General features: G+C 51.0%; 20 protein-coding genes. 10 read left to right on the forward strand and 10 right to left on the reverse strand.

What is annotated here, in order from left to right; all coding sequences use genetic code 11:
* The first annotated feature begins 14 nt into the window (after window positions 1–14).
* From FHS90_RS14475 to FHS90_RS14505, 7 genes are all read left to right on the forward strand, one after another.
* Window positions 15–158 carry a hypothetical protein gene (locus tag FHS90_RS14475; protein WP_182513581.1) on the forward strand — a complete coding sequence of 48 codons (144 nt, stop codon included), beginning with the start codon at window positions 15–17 and terminating at the stop codon, window positions 156–158.
* Window positions 155–721, forward strand: coding sequence for a hypothetical protein (locus FHS90_RS14480; protein WP_182513582.1), 567 nt, complete (start codon window positions 155–157; stop codon window positions 719–721). Before FHS90_RS14475 ends, FHS90_RS14480 begins: the two co-directional genes overlap by 4 nt.
* A complete protein-coding gene (locus FHS90_RS14485) occupies window positions 715–990 on the forward strand; it encodes a hypothetical protein (protein ID WP_182513583.1) in 276 nt (91 codons plus the stop codon). The genes FHS90_RS14480 and FHS90_RS14485 overlap by 7 nt, the downstream gene beginning before the upstream one ends.
* Window positions 987–1766 carry a hypothetical protein gene (locus FHS90_RS14490; protein ID WP_182513584.1) on the forward strand — a complete coding sequence of 260 codons (780 nt, stop codon included), beginning with the start codon at window positions 987–989 and terminating at the stop codon, window positions 1764–1766. The genes FHS90_RS14485 and FHS90_RS14490 overlap by 4 nt, the downstream gene beginning before the upstream one ends.
* A complete protein-coding gene (locus tag FHS90_RS14495) occupies window positions 1763–5692 on the forward strand; it encodes a phage tail tape measure protein (RefSeq protein ID WP_182513585.1) in 3930 nt (1309 codons plus the stop codon). The genes FHS90_RS14490 and FHS90_RS14495 overlap by 4 nt, the downstream gene beginning before the upstream one ends.
* A gap of 53 nt (window positions 5693–5745) precedes the next feature.
* Window positions 5746–6042, forward strand: coding sequence for a hypothetical protein (locus FHS90_RS14500; protein ID WP_182513586.1), 297 nt, complete (start codon window positions 5746–5748; stop codon window positions 6040–6042).
* Window positions 6043–6131: 89 nt separating this feature from the next.
* Window positions 6132–6341 carry a hypothetical protein gene (locus FHS90_RS14505; RefSeq protein ID WP_182513587.1) on the forward strand — a complete coding sequence of 70 codons (210 nt, stop codon included), beginning with the start codon at window positions 6132–6134 and terminating at the stop codon, window positions 6339–6341.
* A gap of 46 nt (window positions 6342–6387) precedes the next feature.
* Here FHS90_RS14505 and FHS90_RS14510 read toward each other — a convergent pair whose 3' ends face one another.
* The 10 genes from FHS90_RS14510 to FHS90_RS14550 form a co-directional block, all read right to left on the reverse strand.
* Window positions 6388–6984: an immunoglobulin domain-containing protein gene (locus tag FHS90_RS14510; protein WP_182513588.1), complete on the reverse strand. Its 597-nt coding sequence runs from the start codon at window positions 6982–6984 to the stop codon at window positions 6388–6390.
* A 3-nt stretch (window positions 6985–6987) separates the two neighbouring features.
* Window positions 6988–7158: a hypothetical protein gene (locus tag FHS90_RS14515; protein ID WP_182513589.1), complete on the reverse strand. Its 171-nt coding sequence runs from the start codon at window positions 7156–7158 to the stop codon at window positions 6988–6990.
* A gap of 462 nt (window positions 7159–7620) precedes the next feature.
* The gene (locus FHS90_RS14520; protein WP_182513590.1) at window positions 7621–8352 is read right to left on the reverse strand and encodes a hypothetical protein; all 732 of its coding nucleotides are present in this window, start codon (window positions 8350–8352) and stop codon (window positions 7621–7623) included.
* Window positions 8349–9137, reverse strand: a complete 789-nt coding sequence (locus tag FHS90_RS14525; RefSeq protein ID WP_182513591.1) for a GIY-YIG nuclease family protein — start codon at window positions 9135–9137, stop codon at window positions 8349–8351. The genes FHS90_RS14520 and FHS90_RS14525 overlap by 4 nt, the downstream gene beginning before the upstream one ends.
* 174 nt (window positions 9138–9311) lie before the next feature.
* Window positions 9312–9608, reverse strand: coding sequence for a hypothetical protein (locus FHS90_RS14530; RefSeq protein ID WP_182513592.1), 297 nt, complete (start codon window positions 9606–9608; stop codon window positions 9312–9314).
* Between the two features lie 20 nt (window positions 9609–9628).
* Window positions 9629–9763 carry a hypothetical protein gene (locus FHS90_RS22630; RefSeq protein WP_281367912.1) on the reverse strand — a complete coding sequence of 45 codons (135 nt, stop codon included), beginning with the start codon at window positions 9761–9763 and terminating at the stop codon, window positions 9629–9631.
* Window positions 9764–9787: 24 nt separating this feature from the next.
* On the reverse strand, window positions 9788–10135 hold the full coding sequence (locus tag FHS90_RS14535; protein ID WP_182513593.1) for a hypothetical protein: 348 nt from the start codon (window positions 10133–10135) through the stop codon (window positions 9788–9790).
* A 624-nt stretch (window positions 10136–10759) separates the two neighbouring features.
* Window positions 10760–11116 (reverse strand): hypothetical protein, encoded by a 357-nt coding sequence (locus FHS90_RS14540; RefSeq protein ID WP_182513594.1) that lies wholly within the window; start codon window positions 11114–11116, stop codon window positions 10760–10762.
* The gene (locus tag FHS90_RS14545) at window positions 11113–11334 is read right to left on the reverse strand and encodes a hypothetical protein (RefSeq protein ID WP_182513595.1); all 222 of its coding nucleotides are present in this window, start codon (window positions 11332–11334) and stop codon (window positions 11113–11115) included. Before FHS90_RS14545 ends, FHS90_RS14540 begins: the two co-directional genes overlap by 4 nt.
* Before the next feature lie 12 nt (window positions 11335–11346).
* A complete protein-coding gene (locus tag FHS90_RS14550) occupies window positions 11347–11718 on the reverse strand; it encodes a hypothetical protein (RefSeq protein WP_182513596.1) in 372 nt (123 codons plus the stop codon).
* A gap of 327 nt (window positions 11719–12045) precedes the next feature.
* Between FHS90_RS14550 and FHS90_RS14555 the strand changes: the two genes are divergently transcribed.
* Genes FHS90_RS14555 through FHS90_RS14565 form a run of 3 tightly spaced genes read left to right on the forward strand, consistent with a single transcriptional unit; the run spans window position 12046 to window position 17120 of the window.
* The gene (locus FHS90_RS14555; protein WP_182513597.1) at window positions 12046–14208 is read left to right on the forward strand and encodes a hypothetical protein; all 2163 of its coding nucleotides are present in this window, start codon (window positions 12046–12048) and stop codon (window positions 14206–14208) included.
* Window positions 14209–14210: 2 nt separating this feature from the next.
* Window positions 14211–15800 (forward strand): hypothetical protein, encoded by a 1590-nt coding sequence (locus FHS90_RS14560; RefSeq protein WP_182513598.1) that lies wholly within the window; start codon window positions 14211–14213, stop codon window positions 15798–15800.
* Window positions 15801–15803: 3 nt separating this feature from the next.
* Window positions 15804–17120: a hypothetical protein gene (locus FHS90_RS14565; RefSeq protein WP_182513599.1), complete on the forward strand. Its 1317-nt coding sequence runs from the start codon at window positions 15804–15806 to the stop codon at window positions 17118–17120.
* Window positions 17121–17133: the final 13 nt, after the last annotated feature.

A 17133-nucleotide genomic window follows, 5' to 3' on the forward strand; every position in this document is an offset into this window, starting at 1 on the left:
ATCTTAAAACCGACGTGAGTCAATCCCCATACATTGTCACCCGCCTAAATATTACGGCCAATGGCCTTTCCTACGGACTTAACAGCGGGCCGATGGAAAGCTGGCATTTTGACTTTGAGATATCTGAGGAGAAAAACACCGAACTCATACTGCAATGAACTACTTCAACCCAGACATACCGCTGCTGGAGAACCCCAAGGGGCTGGACGCGGCCATCCAGCAGATCCAGCAGGAACTGAAAGCCCGTCTGCCGTGGCTGCAGAAGTCCTTTGCCCGCGCCAGGCTCATGCCGGACCAACAGTTGGGCGGGGCAGTGCCCAAGGTCTACGCGGCCAAGGGGGAATACTACTGTGTACTGCCCAACGACAACCTCAGATCCTACAGCTTCTTCCAGGTGCTTGGGCCGGAACGCGTGCAGGAATACGATCACACCGCCACCAACCGCTTCGGGGTACGGGTGGCAATTGTCTTCTATCTGAACCTGAAGAAGGTGAACCCCGCAAAGGACTACGTCTACACCGGTGAACTCAAGAACGAGGTGATGCAGGTGCTGAAACGCTGCTCTGACTTTGAATTGGAGTCAATTCAGGATGAGAAGGTGCGCGACATCTTCGAGGGCTACACGGTGCCCAAGGAGAAGGAACCGCTATTGATGTACCCTTTCGCCGCCATGCGGTTCGTGGGGAACCTGAACTACACGGAGGATCTTCAGCCATGCTAAAGGGATTAGTGCACGAGATAGCCATGCTTGCCATTGTGGTTAGCACGGTAGCCGCTACTCTTATTTTGTGCATGGAAAAGTGGGGCTGGCTGGAATGGTGGGACGTGCACCACTCGCACCGCTTCGGCCGCGCCTGCCACTTCTGCCTCGGCTTCTGGCTGTGCCTGGCCATGTGCCTTGCTTTTATCACCTACACCGGTGCCACCTGGTGGCTGCTGATCAGCGCGTTCATGGGGGCAAGTATCACCAGACAGTTAATCAGGGTATGAAAAGAATAGACCTAAAAGACGGGCACCACCTCATGCTGCACTTTTCGGCGGATGAGCTGCCTATGAACCAAAACAGCCTCTTCCAGCGGTACCTCATGCTGGATGCGGGGATTGGTCGCACCATGCAGGACGTGGAGGCGCATGACCAGCGGTTCTACCAGCTCCTTAAGGCCGGCCGCATGAACGAGGCCATGACAGAGCTTGCCAACAGGCACTACAACTTCTTCCATATTCTGGAAGGCACCAACTGGCCGGGGCTTGCCTTCTGCTGCCTGGTCCATTCGGTGGACGGGGAACCGGTGACGGATTACTCAGAGCAGGGTCTTGCAGCCCTGAAAGACCGGTTGAGCGGCTACGGCCTGACGCAGGGCAGCGTGGAGGGGCTGCTGGAAGAGGTAAAAAAGAGGAAGGCGCAGGAGATGCGCCTGGCGTTCCCGGAGTACTTCTCTGAGGATGCCCAGGCCGAGCTCCTGCAGAAGGTGAAGGTAAAGGCGCTGGCCAGGCTGGAGATGCTGGGCAGCGAGGAGCCGAGGCCTGATCTGGAGCGGGTGGTCACCGATGCGGAGGCCTACCTGCTGGCAGAGATCATGCCCAGGAACTTTGACCTGTCCAACCCGGCCAACGCCGTGAGCCAGCATGAGAAGGCCTTCGGTGACCTGTGCGCCAGCCTGGAGGCTGCCGGGGTGCAGGCCCCCGAGAAACTGACAGAGAAGCAATTCTACCAACGGCTGCGGTTCCATGAGAACCGGGCCAAACAACAGAGCAGACGCAAATGAGCAACCCCATTAAGATTGTTGGGCCTGACGGGCTCATTGACGCCGTAGGCAAGGAGGAGATAGCCGAGCTGGTAAAATCCCTGCGCTCCCTCCGGAGCGAGTCAAAGAAGCTGGAGCAGGTGGTGAGCGGGTTCACCGCCTACACCGACAACATGAAAAAGCTCCTGGAGGTCGGGGCCAAGCTGAAGGAGCAGGGCAACCCGCTCTCGCCGCTCACGGACGGGGCCAAGATCACGGCCCTGGAGAGGCAGGTGGATAAGCTCACCAAAGCGTTCAATGAGAACAAGGAGGCCGCAGAGGGGCAGAAAAAGCTTCTGGACCTCACCAAGGCCTCGGTGAACGAGCTGGAGGCGGAGTCCAGGAGCCTTATCAGGCAGTACAAGGCGCTGGACCCGTCCATTGAGGCCAACAGGACACAGATGGCCGGGCTGGTGGCCGACCTGAACAAGACACGGACCGCGACGGACGCGCTTCTGGCCCCGCTGAAAAAGACGCGCCATGAGGTGGAGGTCGTGGAAAGAAGCTACAATGCGCTGACTGCGCAGAACAAAAAGCTGTGGGCCGAGATCCGGAAGATGCCGGATGCCTTTGACCTGCAGACCGGCGCGCTGAACCGGAACAACAAAGAGGCGGTGGAGTATGCGGAGACCATCGCCCGCAATACGGAGGCCCTTAAGAATTTCGATAAAGCCCTGGGGTCCAACTTCCGCAATGTGGGCAACTACCCTACTTTGATGGACAGGGTTTCCGCCGCGCTGAACGGGACCTCCGGCGCGTTTGACGGGCTGGGGCAGAACGCAACCAGCAGCCTCAAAGGCTTCGCCGTGCAGACGGCCGCCGCGTATCTGGGGCTGCAGGCCCTGGCCGATGCCGCCGTGCAGGCAGGTAAGTTCATTTTTGACGCCAACGTTCAGATTAGCGACTCACAAGCCGATGTGCGCAAAACGACCGGGTTGGCGGCTGATGAGGTAGAGCGTTTGGCCGACAGGCTGTCACGCCGGGATTCCAGGACGTCTTTAGTGGAGCAGCTGGAGATTGCCAAGATAGGGGGGCAGCTAGGCATAGCAAAGGAACAGATCTATGACTTCACCGATGCCATTGACGTGGCGGTGGTGGCCTTAGGTGATGATTTCCAAGGCGGCGCGGAACAGGTGGCCACAGAGTTGGGTAAGATTGAGGGCGTTTTCAGGGTAGCCGAAAAAACAGGAACAGACTTTTCCACATCCCTTATCAACATCGGTTCCGTGCTGAATGAGGTGGGGGCGCAGGGCAAGGCCACCGCGCCGTTCCTTACGGATGTGGCGCTGCGGGTGGGTGCGGTGACCTCCAATGCGGGAATCGGCCTGCCGGACGTGATCGCCTATGCCGCCACGCTGGAGGGGCTTGGCTATTCGGCGGAGGTTAGCGGCACGGCACTCAATAACCTCATCGGGAAGATGGCCGCCAACTCAAAGTCTTTCTACAAGATAGCCAGTTTCGCGGACACCAACCTTGAGCTGCAGGAGTTCGTGGACCTTATCAACAACGACGCAAACGCCGCCCTGCAGTTGTTCCTCAAAGGACTTAACGCAGGCGGTGACACCACCACTGAATTCAGTTCCCTTTTGGCGGATTTGAAAATTGAGGGAGCTAATGCTAGGGCAGTAATTACATCGTTGGCCAAGAATACGGACGAATTCAACAGGTATCAGGAGATAGCCAATAAACAACTGGCAACAGGTACCAGCCTGGCGGCCGAGTTCGCGGTGAAGAACAACAACCTGGCCGGGAGCTGGGAGAAGCTGAAGAACAACATCTTCAACTCGGCTACCGGGGCCGGTATCAAAGAGTTCTTCAAGGGGGGCATAGACGGCGTGAACGCCTTGATCGCCGCATTCAGAGGGGTTGACAAATCGCAGGAGCAGGCCGCCAAAAGCACGTTCTTGTCTGCGCGCGCCAATCAGGAGCTGGCCTCTTCCTCCCAAAAGCTCTTGGACGAGTACGAGGCCCTGGCAAGGGACGGGGTGGAGCCGTCAAAGGAGGAAAAGAAAAAGCTGGATATCATTGTCCTTAAGCTGCGGGACAGTTTTGGGGAAAGCGTAGTGTCTATCAACAAGGAGACCGGCGCGCTGGCCCTCAACAAGGAGGCGGTAAAGGAGGCCATCAAGCAGAAGCTGCTACTTGCGAACCAGACCGCAAGCACGTTGGCCCTGGAGCTGAACGCAACGGATGACCAGATCAAACAGGCGAAGGTACGCAAGAAGGCGCTGGAAGACGAGGCTGTCACCCGTGCCGACATTGCAGAAGAGGCCCGCAAGCAGGTGGGGCTGGGCCGCGAGTATAGCAGGCAGCGAGATGAGGAATTCCGCGAAATGGCTAACCAGACCAGCAAAACCCAGTTTAAAGCACGCCAAGAGCAGGAGAAGATAAACGCGCTGGAGGAGAAGAGGGCGGTTACCCTGGCCCGGCTGAATGAACTGGGTTTCAAAGCGTCCGATATTCAGAAGCTGTTTGCCGGGGAAAGCAAAAAGGCGGCAGACGTAGCGGAGAACGCAGCACGAAAGGTTGGTGGTCTGACAGAGGAGGAGATTGCCGCTCTGGAGGCCGCCAATAAGGCACGGTATGAGTTGGAGCGCAGCAGACTGGAGAGGCAAGCCTCTATCTTCGAGGAGCTGTCGAAGGACGAGGAGCTGTCTGAGAACGAGCGCAACCAAAACCTGCGGCGCGCGGCCGAGGTGCGGCTGCGCATTGTGGGGCTGGAGAAGGCCTACCTGCTTTCCAATACCAAGCTGCTGAATGACGAGCGCGTCCGCATCACAGAGGAAGGCACTGATAAGGTTAGGCAGATCGAGCGCAAGCTGTACCAGGACCTGCGGATGCAGGAGCTCAACACTATTACGCCCCAAGTGGATTTAGATACGTTGCAAAAAGGTTTGCAAACAACAGTTGACCTACAGAAGCAAGCTGATGCCGCTATTGTAGACAGCATGAATAAAACGTATCAGGCTAATAAACAAAACCTTGAAAAACAAGGAACTGATTACCAAGAATATGTTGATAGGATACAGAAAGAAGAAGAGCGGCGCAGAGAGCTGATCAGAATGGGCTTTGAGTTTGGGCAAACGCTTGGTGACGCTTATTTCCAGATTGAAACAGACAGATTGGCATCTGAAACAGAGAGTTACCAAAACCAAAAGCAACGGGAGCTTGATTTAGTAGGTGACAATGCAGAGGCTAGAGCTGCCATTGAGGAGAAATACCAAAACATTGAGCGGCAGCAACGGATTAAGTCTGCTAAGTTAGAGCGGGAGATGGCATTGTTTAACATTGGGATCCGAGCCGCAGAAGGTGTTTTATCTGTTCTTAGCACAGGTGGTGGAACATACTATGCAGACTTGGGGATATCTGCTGGCTTACTCACTTCATTCATTCTTGCGACTGCTGGAATACAGGCGGCGGCAGTTTTAGCCCAGCCCCTTCCTCAGTTCTTCAAAGGCGTTGAGAACTTCCGCGGAGGCTGGGCAGAGGTGGCAGAGCGTGGTCCTGAATTGGTGCAGGAGGGTGACCGGTACCGGATAGTGCCAAAGAGGTCAATTCAGTTTCTGCAGCCCGGGGCAAACGTCTATACTGCCACTGAGACCAAGCAGATGCTGGGGGAAAGCTACATTGACAAAGTGGGCCATTTGCGCATGAATGAGGAGGCAATGGGCAGCGCCCAGACAAGGCTTGACCAGGCAGAGCGGGCAAAGGTGCAGTATGAGACCCATATCATAAGGCAGGAAAACGCAGAGATCCTATTTGCACTTTCTAAAATTAGACGCGCCATTGAAAAGCAACCAATGCGTGTAGAGCATTTATCTGCTGGGGAACTCAAGGAGTATATTATAAGGGAAGGCCGAAAAATGGAAATAAATAACGCAATGAGAAGGCCAAACGGAATTCTTTAAAGGTAATTCAAAGAAACATTTAACTATTACCCTATATTTAAAATAAAAAAATAATGGAAAACGAAAACCTTGAAAACCAGGAAAACGAAATAGAGTTGCCTACATCTCTTACCCTTGGGAATATTCTCATGCACTTATCTAAGGTACGGGGAAGCCTAGATGCGATTCTTACGAATCAGGCGTATATAATGGCACGGCTAGAACAGAGACCTGAAGAAGAGGTGCTTCAGGAAGTAGAAAATCTTGAAGAGGAGTTCCAAGACCAATGGGCTGTTGCATTCAATGAGATGCACTTTCAAGGCAAGTTGAAGCTTCCAATCAAGGATCAGCAAGCGGGAGAAGCACAATAAGCTGCGGCATCCCAACGGGATATTGTAGAAAAGGGAAACCCCGCTGGTGGGCGGGGCTTTTCTATTTTTAAAAAGTAGTATATTAGATTATGGAAACAGCCAAATGGATTTTAATCGAAGATGATGAGCCTAATTATAACGGGGCTCATTACTTAGTAATAGTGTTTCAATTAGGTGTATATTCTTACGCGTTAAGATATTTCAACAACGAAGGGGAATGGGAAAAGGAGTTTGAGGAAGAGCAGATTGTTGCATTCACAGAAACTGACCCTAAAAAAATAATTGATGCCCTTAAGTAAAACAGCATCTTTTGCTATAAAAAACCTGTCTAACCGCGGGGCTTTCTTAATCAGTAATAGCGCCCAAATTATAAAGCATATATCTTGTTGTAAGTTCGTCCGGATCGTTCATAGCCACCTTTTCATCTTCTTCAGACTCATAAAGAAACTCAAACCCATTGTCTAGGTAAAACTTAATGATGCCAGGATCATTAATAGCATCAATAATTATATACCTGCAACAGTAAATTCCGCTGTCATTTAGTACAATACTTTTGATAGCCTTGATCATATCTCTGCCAAAGCCTTTCTCTACAAAAGCGGTATTTTTTGCAAGCATACCTAATTTTACGGCAGGGTATGTATGCAGAAGCCTTTTCTCATGGGGCATGCCCAGTCTTTTTGTTTTAACCCTGCGCTCAGTTTTCCCCATGCTTATATCTATCTGGATTGAATCCGCAGACAAAGTAAAATACCCCGCGACAAATGATGGATTGTCTAACGGGGTAAAAACATGGGTAACGCAAAGCCGTTGCTTCCAATAAGCCTTTGCTTTCTTCTGCAGGAATGAAGTCATGAAATTTCGACCACAATCGAAATTCTCTAACTCATGAAAATCATCAAGTTGATGCGGAAGTCCGCAATCGGCTACACTATAAGGCAAGGCTTATCTGTTTGATTTACTCTTCAGCAGTTCATAAAATTCATCAAGTTCTTTTCTCTCCTTGATTGCCTCTGCTGTTTTTGATCTCTTTTCTGACTCCACCGCCATTTTCATGAAACGGCTTGCGGAGGCGCCCGTGAGTACCGGACTGGGTTTCGGCTTATAGATTGCCATACGATCTTGGTGCCCTAAATAAAAGCACCTTTACAGTTGTGTAAAACAAAAAAGCGGTGATGGGTTGGTACCCGTTGTGGCCTTTGTGTCTGCAATTAACGACAAAAATTTTGTTTTGATTCAAAATTCCAAAAGAAATTTTTTAAACAACTCCTTGTAAATCAACATTTTGCAATATTAAAGTTGTTGATGATGTTGTTGTTGTTATTGCGCTGTAAATGAATGGCTTATGAATGTTGAAAAGTTACTAAAATGTGAAGTGTCTAATGGGGTTTAACAAGGGTAAAACGGCAGGTTTTAAATCCTGGGCTTTCGCCTACCGGAACGGCTGGCGGGGCGGAGTACGGCAAAGATAGGGAATTGCCCTGGATTTCAACCGCTCCGACCCACCGGCCCGGCCCGAGGGGTTACCAGTCCTCCTTTTTGGAAGGGGAGGCTTTGCTCATGTATCATTAAGTTTTTTTATTTTTCCCAATAGGTCCATTTATGATACCTATTGTAACCGTCTTTCAAATCTACTCTGTTAAAGCCCTGTTCATGCCAACCATCGAAAAGACCTTCTTTTTCAAACCTTCTAAACCAGACATCATTGAAAAGAACATAGGTTAAAATTAATCTATCATTCTCTTTACCAGTAACTTTCACCTTTATATCAAGACCTTGGTCAAGAAATGCATTTCTCAATTCTCCTTCTAGACTTTTTCTTTTAACCTTTCCTTCGGCTCTGAGTGTATTAATTCTTTCAGCTTCTGCTTTAGCTTCTGCTATTTCCTCATCTTTTTTCTTATTCTGAATATTTGCCCATTGCGCCTTATCTTTATAAAGGGCTCCAATAAATGCCATATTTAAAAGACTGTCATTTAAATATTTTTTTACAAAAAAACCTTTCTTTAACGAATCATATTGTTCACGTGTCATGTTATAGAAAGCATCTTTCTTGAAGTCAACCGACTGGTAATTTTCTAAATCCTCCAAAAAGGGAGTGGCTCTGTTTTTATCTTTTATTAAGTGTTCATATTTCGACTGAGCTCTTTTTGCCATTATTGTTGCAGAATCAAGATTCCCTTCCGCAAAATATTTTCTAGCAGAATCCAACAAGCTCTCCGATTCCTTATTAAGTTCTTCTGGATTTGGCTGGCAACTTTCAAGGGCAAAGCATGCCATTGATAAAAACAATAGTAGTAGCTTTTTCATGATTCAACTGTTCTGTTTCTTTTTTGATAATTCCTTGCTGTTTCTATTTCAATCTCTTTCCGGTAGTCCCATCTGATAAACCTTTCCATTTTCTCAAGCTCCTCTTTGGGGAGAAGTGTCAAGTTATGGAGCCTCTCTGAGTATTCCTTTGCCCACTGGGAGCCGTATGCGTAACCTCGGTTGTTTAATATACAGTGCAAGATCAGGTTTGGCCTCATTCCTGTTCCAGAAGTAAGGTAGGTCTCGTTATGGACGTCCATATATTCACCGTTCAACTGGTACTGGTAAAGAGCCCTCTCCTTTGGGATCTCGGCGACCCACCAAGGCATGAGCTTTGATTTAGTCGCTATGTGTGGGTACTGATCTAGGACAGGAAGAAGCTCCGGGTATTTTTCACTCACATGCGCCAGTGTGGTCTTTTCAGATTCTTCCAACAGCACTTTCCCATAGGGCCAATTCCCGCCAGGTTCAAGGTTCAGGAGGTTGCCATTCTTTAGCAGGACCCTTCCTAATCTTTCCACCAGGATCTCCTCCAGGATATAGGCGGACTCTTCACTTAGCTCTGAAGCTATGATCTTGTACTCTATTTCGTGACCTGAAGTGATTATCTCCTGAAGCCGCTTAACCTTGTTTTCATTGATACCTTTCTTCCTGGATGTATAGTCTTTGCTTAATTCAGGAATCTCTTTAACGTGCTGCAGGTGGCGTCTACCTTTCCCCTTGCCTATATAAAATACTTGCTTGTTTCTGGGGTCTATAAGTGCATATACAAAATATTCATTCATTCTATTTTAGGGCTATTTTGCGAAAATCAGGCCGGAAACGCGCCTAAGGTAAGAAAAAGATGGGAGAATGGGAGGGGGTGGGCGGGATTGCCCGGTAGGTTCCCCTTATACGCGGTATTATGGGTTGGCGTTGTTTGCTGCAGGCAACAAAAAAAGCCCCGCGGTTAGGCGGGGTTATTGCTTCTTTCTGTTGCGTTGGTTTTCCCGGTGCTGTTCTGCCAGCCACTCCTCCATCTCCCTGCCGGACACTGCCTTCACCAGCTCGTACTTCCGGGGAAGGTCACGCTCCACGGTGATCACCGCCACATTGACGCGCTGCCCGGTATGCCATGTGTAGAAGTTGGTCACCCTGCATGCGTTGAACGTAGACACCACCCCCCAATGCAGCGGCGCAGGGCACAGCTCCAGCCAAGTTTCCCATTCTTCCTCCGTAAGTTCCGTGTGCCGGAACAGCCCGCCGTCCTTTCCCATGGGGCAAAGGTACTAAGCAATCACCACCACCCCAACGCCTGGCCTGCCTTGTAGATGGCGAGGCCCAGCAGCATTGCCGCGGCAAAGTACAGCTTCGGCTTGTTGTTATGCCAGTACCAGTCGTCCCGGTCCCAGTCGCGTCTGTCTTTCCTCATAGCCCTTATACGCAGCGGGGAGGGTTAGACGGCTTTGGTGGTTGCCAGTTCAGTGATTGGCAAACCGGTAAAGGAATCAACGTCTTTGTCTTGCAACCCTATAAAGTCATATGGCTGCTTCTTTAGGTAGGTGTTCCAACGGCTTCCGGTTTCCTGAGTGTCAATTTCCATGATATTCTCCTTCCCAATAATATCCATGTGCCACTGTAGCACTTCCTCTAAATCCCTTTCTTCCTCTTTGCTGCCTTTTACATACAACCCAGGGTAAATCCGCACATCTAAATATGGCGTTCCCTTATCGGTCTTGCGCAATGTAACATTAGCCCCGCTTGGCAAGGCTTCTCTGATTCTAGTTAAGTCAATGGTTTTCATTGGTTTTTTTTGATTTAAGTGTATTGTTCAATTATTTCAAAGTGAGAAATATTCTCACAATTAGGGCATTCTAATTGGGGCGTATCTTGATGCCATACTGCAATCCATTGGTGGGTGCACAAGTCGCATTCAACCGTGCCGCTAACCCACCCTGTCTCCGGTTCTTTCATATCATCTTCTCTCAACAGCTACCCGCTGCCGGGGGTTGGTTACTTGACTGGAATCCGGCTGTTTTCAGAAAAACACCCCTAAAACGCCGTATTCGCCTTGTTCTTACGTGATGGCTATGCGGCAAACGGCAACACCATCTGCGCGCCTGGTTCTATTTTCGGCTGGTCGCAGAGGGCCGCCATCTCGCCGTAGACACGGACCCGGCGCAGTGCCTCCGGGTGCGTGGGGTTGGCGCTGTTCCGGTACTTGTCAATGCCGGCCAGCAGATCCCGCTTTAGTGACTCGCGGTCGCCGTAGTGCCAGCTTAGTAGTTTAGGGAAGTCTGCAATGGTTATCAGAATGCCTCAGTCTTTAAATTCCAGTTCCTGGCCGGTGAGGGCATGATTCCAAATTCTGCCCGTTGAAATCAAAGTAATATTTGACCGGGACACCTCAAATATCTTAGCTATCTGGCTATGCTTTAAATATTAATTCCTCTCCAACCAAACAATAGTAAAGGTTTTGGAGCTGGTGAACATACTTGACACCTACTATAAATCCGTCATTGCCGTCAGTCCAATGATATCCGTTCCATTCAAGCTGCATACATGATTTCTCATATACTACGCTTGTATATTCCCAATTTCTTTCAAACCCCGCCCGCAGCAGCCATTCCTCTGTAAGCGGAATAGGGTTCAGGTCTTCAAACTTCACGCCCGTAGCGCCTTCCTTGAAGAAAACAGTCTTGCTCCTGATTTCTTCAACCTCGCAAACCATGCCTTTGAATGCCAGCACCTTTGCACCGACAAACAACTCCCTAGCCTCAATCATGGCGCGCTCCTTTCTGGTTCCTTTGGAGAGACGTAACCTAACTTGAAAGCATCTTCCACCGCCCAGGCTGCTTCATTCAGTGCTTCTGCGATTTCCCTGTGTTTGATTTCGTCAAGTTTCATATTGTGCTGTTGACAAAATTGGGCTTTATCAAAGTGCTTACGTTCTAGCTGCCTAATCTTTCTGGCGGCCTCTGTGCCAGTCTTTTCTTTATTCATTTCCCTTTCTCCTTATTTAAGCGTTTGCGGTTTTAGTGATTTGACCCGGAAGGAGGCTATTGTTTTAGGCGATCCAACAGATGTGAAACGGGAGTCGTTGCAAAGCCAGAATGAATGGCCAAAGACAACAAACCAGCAGTACCTGCACCCTCCGTTTGAGTAGAACTGCTGTTGTATCAACCCGCTCACGGCTGGCCTCCTTTCTCTTCCAGGTTGAATGTCAATACCCAGCAAATTGGCCAGGCCAACTAAATACCAGATGGCGCCAGCGTAAAACTGCTGCTCTTCAATGGTGCCTTCTTTAGCGGTGGTCTTCTCAGAATGGGCGCTACGGAGCTGCGCAAGCAACGCCGCCTTTACTTCTTCTTTGGTCAATTCTGCCATGTTATGCTGCCTGGTTTTGGTGCTGGGCTTCCCTCCATTCCTGATACTTCTTATCCATGCCTTCCCGTTGCCATTTCTCCTGAACAGCTGTGCAAACGAACTTAGCAAAGTTCTTCCCCAAGAAAGGGATTGCCTTCTGGAAAATCCAGAGATCGAAGCGGATGCTTTTGTTTGGTTTTGACATATACACATCAATAATATACTGTTAAATATAGTAATTTAAAGTAATACTTGCAATACAATAGGTTAATTATTTGATAATTACGTGTGTTATCTTTTGCTAAAAAGCTTGGATTTTACGTATTTCACATATCCAACACCTTTAGCATGTATCAGTTTCAACTCAGCAACGCGCACTTAGGCACCAGAATTCTGGTGAATGACCCTGTAGGCTGGGATTCGCTTAAGACGGAGCTGGTGCGTGATGCGACCTACAAGGGAATCAGCATCACCGCCTCCTCGGATCTGGAGTTTGTGAAGGACGGGCGCAATTACCTTCTGGCCGCGGAGCAGAACGAGGGCATAGAGGCCAATGTGGCCTGCACGCTGAAAGAGTATAACCCTAACACCTTCGGGTATGAGGAGAAGCTCACCGGCCGCATAGGCTTTGACAAGTTTAAGGATGACGGGATACGGGTTTCCGCAGACATCACGCAGGACACCACTGCGCAGCTGCTGCTGAACCAGGACGATGTGGAGGTAAACCTGCTTTCAGACAGGGCAATTAACGGCAATCCCCTCCCCAGCAGCGTAAACTACCTGCAGGAGGTGGAGCTGCACTCGAAGGTCATCCTGCAGAAGTACCGGGGCAGATCCAAAGGGCAGGCCAATGCATCCTACCCCACCTTCGTCACCGAGGGCTGGGCGCGCTCGCCGTACATCCTGTTCGGGTTCAACGAGGTGGAGTTGAACGAGCTGAACCTCACCAATACCATGTCCGGCTTCCTGACCTATGATGGCCCGGTGGAAATACCTGAGGTGTACAAGTCTGACGCCATGGGGAGGTTTGACATAAGCCTGAACATTGACGCCACTATTACAATCGGGCTGGTGGACGGTGACTTTGACAAGGCGACGATCTGGTACTACTTCCGTGTAAACAACGGCCCGGAACAGCAGTTTGCCTATTTCTCCACCAGTACAGCTGGCGGCACCCTTAAGGAGCGGCTGACCGGTGTCTTTTCCGCAAGCCTCAACCTGAACAAAGGTGATAAGGTGTATGTGTATGGGAGGGTTCTGGTGGAGGACGTGTCTGGCAGCTACCGACTGAATTACGTTATCCAGATGGCAGACGCCTCTTTTCTTTATATTGATTTCCAGGGCAGCACCTCGCCAACCCCGTGCAAGGGGATGCTGGTGCATGAGGCTTTCAGCCGTGTGTGCGAGTCCCTTCTTGGCCGCTCCCCGGCTTTCTACTCTGAGTTCTTCGGGCGCACTGACAGCCAGGCCATAGCCTATGCCCAGGACGGCAAGGGTTCGCTGCTGTTCTACACGGGCGGCTTTCAGATCAGCAATTTCCCACTCCAGTATGAGTCTGGAACCGGCGGCGTGTCTGCCAGGCCGCTAACAGCCAATTTCAAGGACTTGTTTGAGGGGTTGGACGCGCTTTACTGCCTCGGCTGCGGCATTGAGAAGATTAATGGCGTGGAGATGGTGCGCGTGGAGCCTTTGAGCTACTTTTTCCGCAAGGAAGTAGTGGCAGAACTGGGGGAGGTAACAAAGCTTACCCGCTCCGTGGCTATGGAATACCACTACAGCGCCGCGGAGTTCGGTTTCCAGAAATGGAAGACGGGGCAGGAGAACAGCCTGGACGAGTTCAACGCCAAGCAGACCAGCCTCACCCCGCTCACCCAGACCAAGAACAAGTACAGCAAGCTCTCAAAACTGATTGGGGGCGGGTTCCTGATCGAGGAGGCGCGCCGGAAGCAGTATGAGCCGGAGGAGGACCAGCAGAGCGATTCAGCTGACGATGACAGCAAATTTATTGTTTGCCTGCTTCGGGACAACGATAACGTGTTTGTGACAGAGCGCAACCAGGTAATTGAGCTGGGGAACGTGTACAGTCCCGAGACGGTGTATAACGCCCGGCTTTCACCGAAGCGCAGGCTTACAGAAACGGACCACGGCCGGGTCTTGAAAGGCGCCTTGCTTAAACAGATGCAGAAACAGGTGGCCTTCAGCCCTAAGAGCGAGGGCAATTTCAGGGCAGGCACCAAATATCCGGGGGAAGCGGAATTCCTTTACGAGGACTCCAGTATTGCCGTGGCAGACCTGCCGGAGGCTATGTGGGTGCCTGAGTATTTTGAGTTTGAAGCGCCACTAAGTGAGGGGCAGGTCAGTGCAATAATGTCCAACCCTTACGGTATGGTGGGATTTGTGAACACCCTTAAGCCCGGCAGCCCGAAAGGCTACGGATTCATCCTGTCTATGGAGCAGGAGAAAGACACATCATTAGCGAAGTTTAAACTGTTGGGGGCCTACGGGGAATAGGGATGGCATTGATAAAACTCAGGGAGGTTTATGAATATCAAGGTAACCAGCAGTACGAGCAGTACACGGACTACTTCTACAACCTGAGGAAGTGGGAATTTGACACATCGGCCAAAACGGTTTCTGTAACAGATATCCCGTTTACCACCAATGAGCCCGGTTCACTTGAGGATTATAGCAGGCCCCCTGGTGAGATATTCTTCACCGAATGCCTCCCGGGCACCACTACCAGACGGGACTACTACCACAATGGCAGCGGTGGCTTCACCGTTCAGGACACCCCTAAATCTGCCTTCTGCGGATATGCCGCGCTGGTCCTTGCTGCTACTGTTGTCAAACACCCGGACACAAAGATATCCCGGGATGGGGCTGTAAGCCTTTCAGCGACCGGTGGAACAAAACCTTACCAGTTCAGGAGGCTGCCAGACGGTCTATGGGTGAGCACCAGCAGTTGGGGGGAGCTGAAGGAAGGGGTGTATAATTTCGGGGTAAGAGATGCAGATGGGTTGACAGACACCGCAGAGGTGACGCTGACTGGCATCAGCCAAGAACCTGTGCCAGGCTGTAAAGACCCACGTGCCACTAATTACGAACCGGATGCTGACATTGCAGACAATACGCTGTGCGAGTACCAGCCCGCCGCGTTCTTCATCCCCATGATGAACAGCCTACGGTTCGTGGTGCCGACCTTACCAGGTGAGTTACCCAACTTCGACAACCAGCTTTTCTGCCAAAGCGCGCCGGCCGGGTTCCGCCCCCTGCGCTACTTCCAAAAGGTGGTGAAGGGCGATCAGATAACCATCCAGTTTATCAGCAACTTCCAGCAAGTGGCGGTGAGGGTGTTTAACAGCGTGACCAATTCACAGGTGGCAGCGCTGGCAACAGAGGAGGCGGATGCAGGGCAAAATGTCAAAGAATTTGTATGGGATACATCCGCGCTACCTGAGGGTGTGTACCATCTTGCTATTGAGGCAACAGATGAGATCTACGGCAGCAGGTCTGCGGTGAGTGAACCTGTGGACCTGAGGGCAGAGCACCCGGGCACGGCCCTGATTGAATACTACAACATTGACAACGCCTATGACCTTGCCTATTCCACCGGGATAAAGAACAGGGTAAGGGTGGAGGCGAGGTTCTACCAGCGAAGACCGGCCGATGAGCGGAGTACTTACCGTGACAGTAAAGGCAAGCTGATAAACCTGTCTGCGGATAACTACCGGAAGGTCCAGTTTGACACGCTTCAATTGCCGGAATGGCTGCATGAGAAGCTGGCCGTGGCCTTTAGCCATGACCGGGTGATGGTAAACAGTGTGGCTTATCAGGCAGAGGAGGGGTATGAGCATGAGCCGATTGCGCGCTATCTGCTTTCAAACGGGTCCATACTACTGGAGCAGGTAGGCTGGTTCGGGAAGCACAACCGCCATGACACAGGCAGTGAGGGGGGCTCCGGTGACCCGGTGACCATTTTAAATGCGGACGGTACACTCTATGGGGTTTTTCAGCCGGGCAGCACCGTTACCCTTCCTCCTGTTTTAGTATTGGACGGCATACGCTTGTTGGAAAATGGGGAGTACAGAAAATCTGAAGGTTAAGATATGGCTAATAAAAAGATAAGCGAGCTTCAAGAGATTGTAAGCATCCCAAATGGAACAGTAGGGGATGACTTACAGATAGAGATACTGGATGCCTCTGAAGTCTTGGCAGAGAACAGGAACAAGCGGACACGGTTAAGTGCGATTTTTGCTTGGGCAAGAAGCAAGATTTTGAATGGCACAAACATATTCACTGGCAACAACAACTTTGCAGGTGATGTTTCCTTTAACCAATATGCCCAATATAAGGGATCTGAGATAGCCACTGTTGAAGAACTGGAGGCAACAGCTTATACCGACACCCAGGCCATTGCCGCGGCCAAGACCAACATAGGCACCGGGGCGGAGAACTTCGCGGCGGGCAACCTGCTAGCTACGGCGCAACAGCAGATAACAGATCTGGCTTCTACGGTTAATGCAATTAATGCCATTATTGGCCCTGAGGCGGGTGACGGTGACGCCGTTGTGAACACGGTGCGGGAGATGCTTTCCGTGCTCCAGAACTATACTGAGGGAGTTGATCTGGCCGCACAACTGGCGGGCAAGGAGCCAGCCTTGCCGCCATTAGGGGCCGCTGGGACAGCCCTGATGTCTAACGGGAGCGCAAAGGCTTGGCTGCCCGTGACCGCTACCGCTGGCGGTACTCTGGAGGGCGCTGTACAGGTTCGCAAAGCTGACGGGACTGTCACAGGGAATGACAATCTCCGGATGTTTATTGCCGACAAATTGCTTACCCTGGGGGTTGGCTGGAAATTTAAAATTGACAGCACCGTGAGCCGCATCACGGCCTCGCCCAACAAAACCATGGAGTTTATCTTCTCCGATGGTTTGCCTGTGGCGGCGACCTTTAAAAGCACAACGGGCAAGACGTTCCTTTTCTTCAGGACTTCCGGGGACCAGGCCGTGATTGTGGGCGAGGCCTTTGACCACAATGCCAATATCGGCATGACCTCCAAAAAGCGGATGGGGGCAGTTGCCACCGCCTCTGCCACGAAAGCCTATTTTAAGATACCGGACGGGAGCGCAGACATTCAGATGAACATTGCCAACAACGGCAACAACATCACGGGCCGCATGGTGTTTATCGGCCGCAGCGAAACGCAGTACATAAAGGTGATCATGGAGGTTTCCGCCTTTAAGACGGGCGGGGTGATCACCGTGGACAACCAGGTGGCCCGCACTACCTCGCTGGGTTCCTCCATTACTGCCACCTGCGGGATTGAAGCCACCGGGGACAACATGGGCATAAAGGTGTTTGTGACGCCGGGTGTGGCCTCTGCCCTGGACTGGACATTGTACAACGACTACTTAGATATTTAAAGATGGAACAGGC

It is taken from the genome of Rufibacter ruber, assembly GCF_014138425.1.
In the GTDB taxonomy this organism is placed as follows: Bacteria; Bacteroidota; Bacteroidia; order Cytophagales; family Hymenobacteraceae; genus Nibribacter; species Nibribacter ruber_C.

Coding starts and splice junctions, on each gene's coding strand:
- FHS90_RS14480 (WP_182513582.1), top strand. CDS start 155: ATGAACTACTTCAACCCAGACATACCGCTGCTGGAGAACCCCAAGGGG.
- FHS90_RS14485 (WP_182513583.1), top strand. CDS start 715: ATGCTAAAGGGATTAGTGCACGAGATAGCCATGCTTGCCATTGTGGTT.
- FHS90_RS14490 (WP_182513584.1), top strand. CDS start 987: ATGAAAAGAATAGACCTAAAAGACGGGCACCACCTCATGCTGCACTTT.
- FHS90_RS14495 (WP_182513585.1), top strand. CDS start 1,763: ATGAGCAACCCCATTAAGATTGTTGGGCCTGACGGGCTCATTGACGCC.
- FHS90_RS14500 (WP_182513586.1), top strand. CDS start 5,746: ATGGAAAACGAAAACCTTGAAAACCAGGAAAACGAAATAGAGTTGCCT.
- FHS90_RS14505 (WP_182513587.1), top strand. CDS start 6,132: ATGGAAACAGCCAAATGGATTTTAATCGAAGATGATGAGCCTAATTAT.
- FHS90_RS14515 (WP_182513589.1), bottom strand. CDS start 7,158: ATGGCAATCTATAAGCCGAAACCCAGTCCGGTACTCACGGGCGCCTCC.
- FHS90_RS14520 (WP_182513590.1), bottom strand. CDS start 8,352: ATGAAAAAGCTACTACTATTGTTTTTATCAATGGCATGCTTTGCCCTT.
- FHS90_RS14525 (WP_182513591.1), bottom strand. CDS start 9,137: ATGAATGAATATTTTGTATATGCACTTATAGACCCCAGAAACAAGCAA.
- FHS90_RS14530 (WP_182513592.1), bottom strand. CDS start 9,608: ATGGGAAAGGACGGCGGGCTGTTCCGGCACACGGAACTTACGGAGGAA.
- FHS90_RS22630 (WP_281367912.1), bottom strand. CDS start 9,763: ATGAGGAAAGACAGACGCGACTGGGACCGGGACGACTGGTACTGGCAT.
- FHS90_RS14535 (WP_182513593.1), bottom strand. CDS start 10,135: ATGAAAACCATTGACTTAACTAGAATCAGAGAAGCCTTGCCAAGCGGG.
- FHS90_RS14540 (WP_182513594.1), bottom strand. CDS start 11,116: ATGATTGAGGCTAGGGAGTTGTTTGTCGGTGCAAAGGTGCTGGCATTC.
- FHS90_RS14545 (WP_182513595.1), bottom strand. CDS start 11,334: ATGAATAAAGAAAAGACTGGCACAGAGGCCGCCAGAAAGATTAGGCAG.
- FHS90_RS14550 (WP_182513596.1), bottom strand. CDS start 11,718: ATGGCAGAATTGACCAAAGAAGAAGTAAAGGCGGCGTTGCTTGCGCAG.
- FHS90_RS14555 (WP_182513597.1), top strand. CDS start 12,046: ATGTATCAGTTTCAACTCAGCAACGCGCACTTAGGCACCAGAATTCTG.
- FHS90_RS14560 (WP_182513598.1), top strand. CDS start 14,211: ATGGCATTGATAAAACTCAGGGAGGTTTATGAATATCAAGGTAACCAG.
- FHS90_RS14565 (WP_182513599.1), top strand. CDS start 15,804: ATGGCTAATAAAAAGATAAGCGAGCTTCAAGAGATTGTAAGCATCCCA.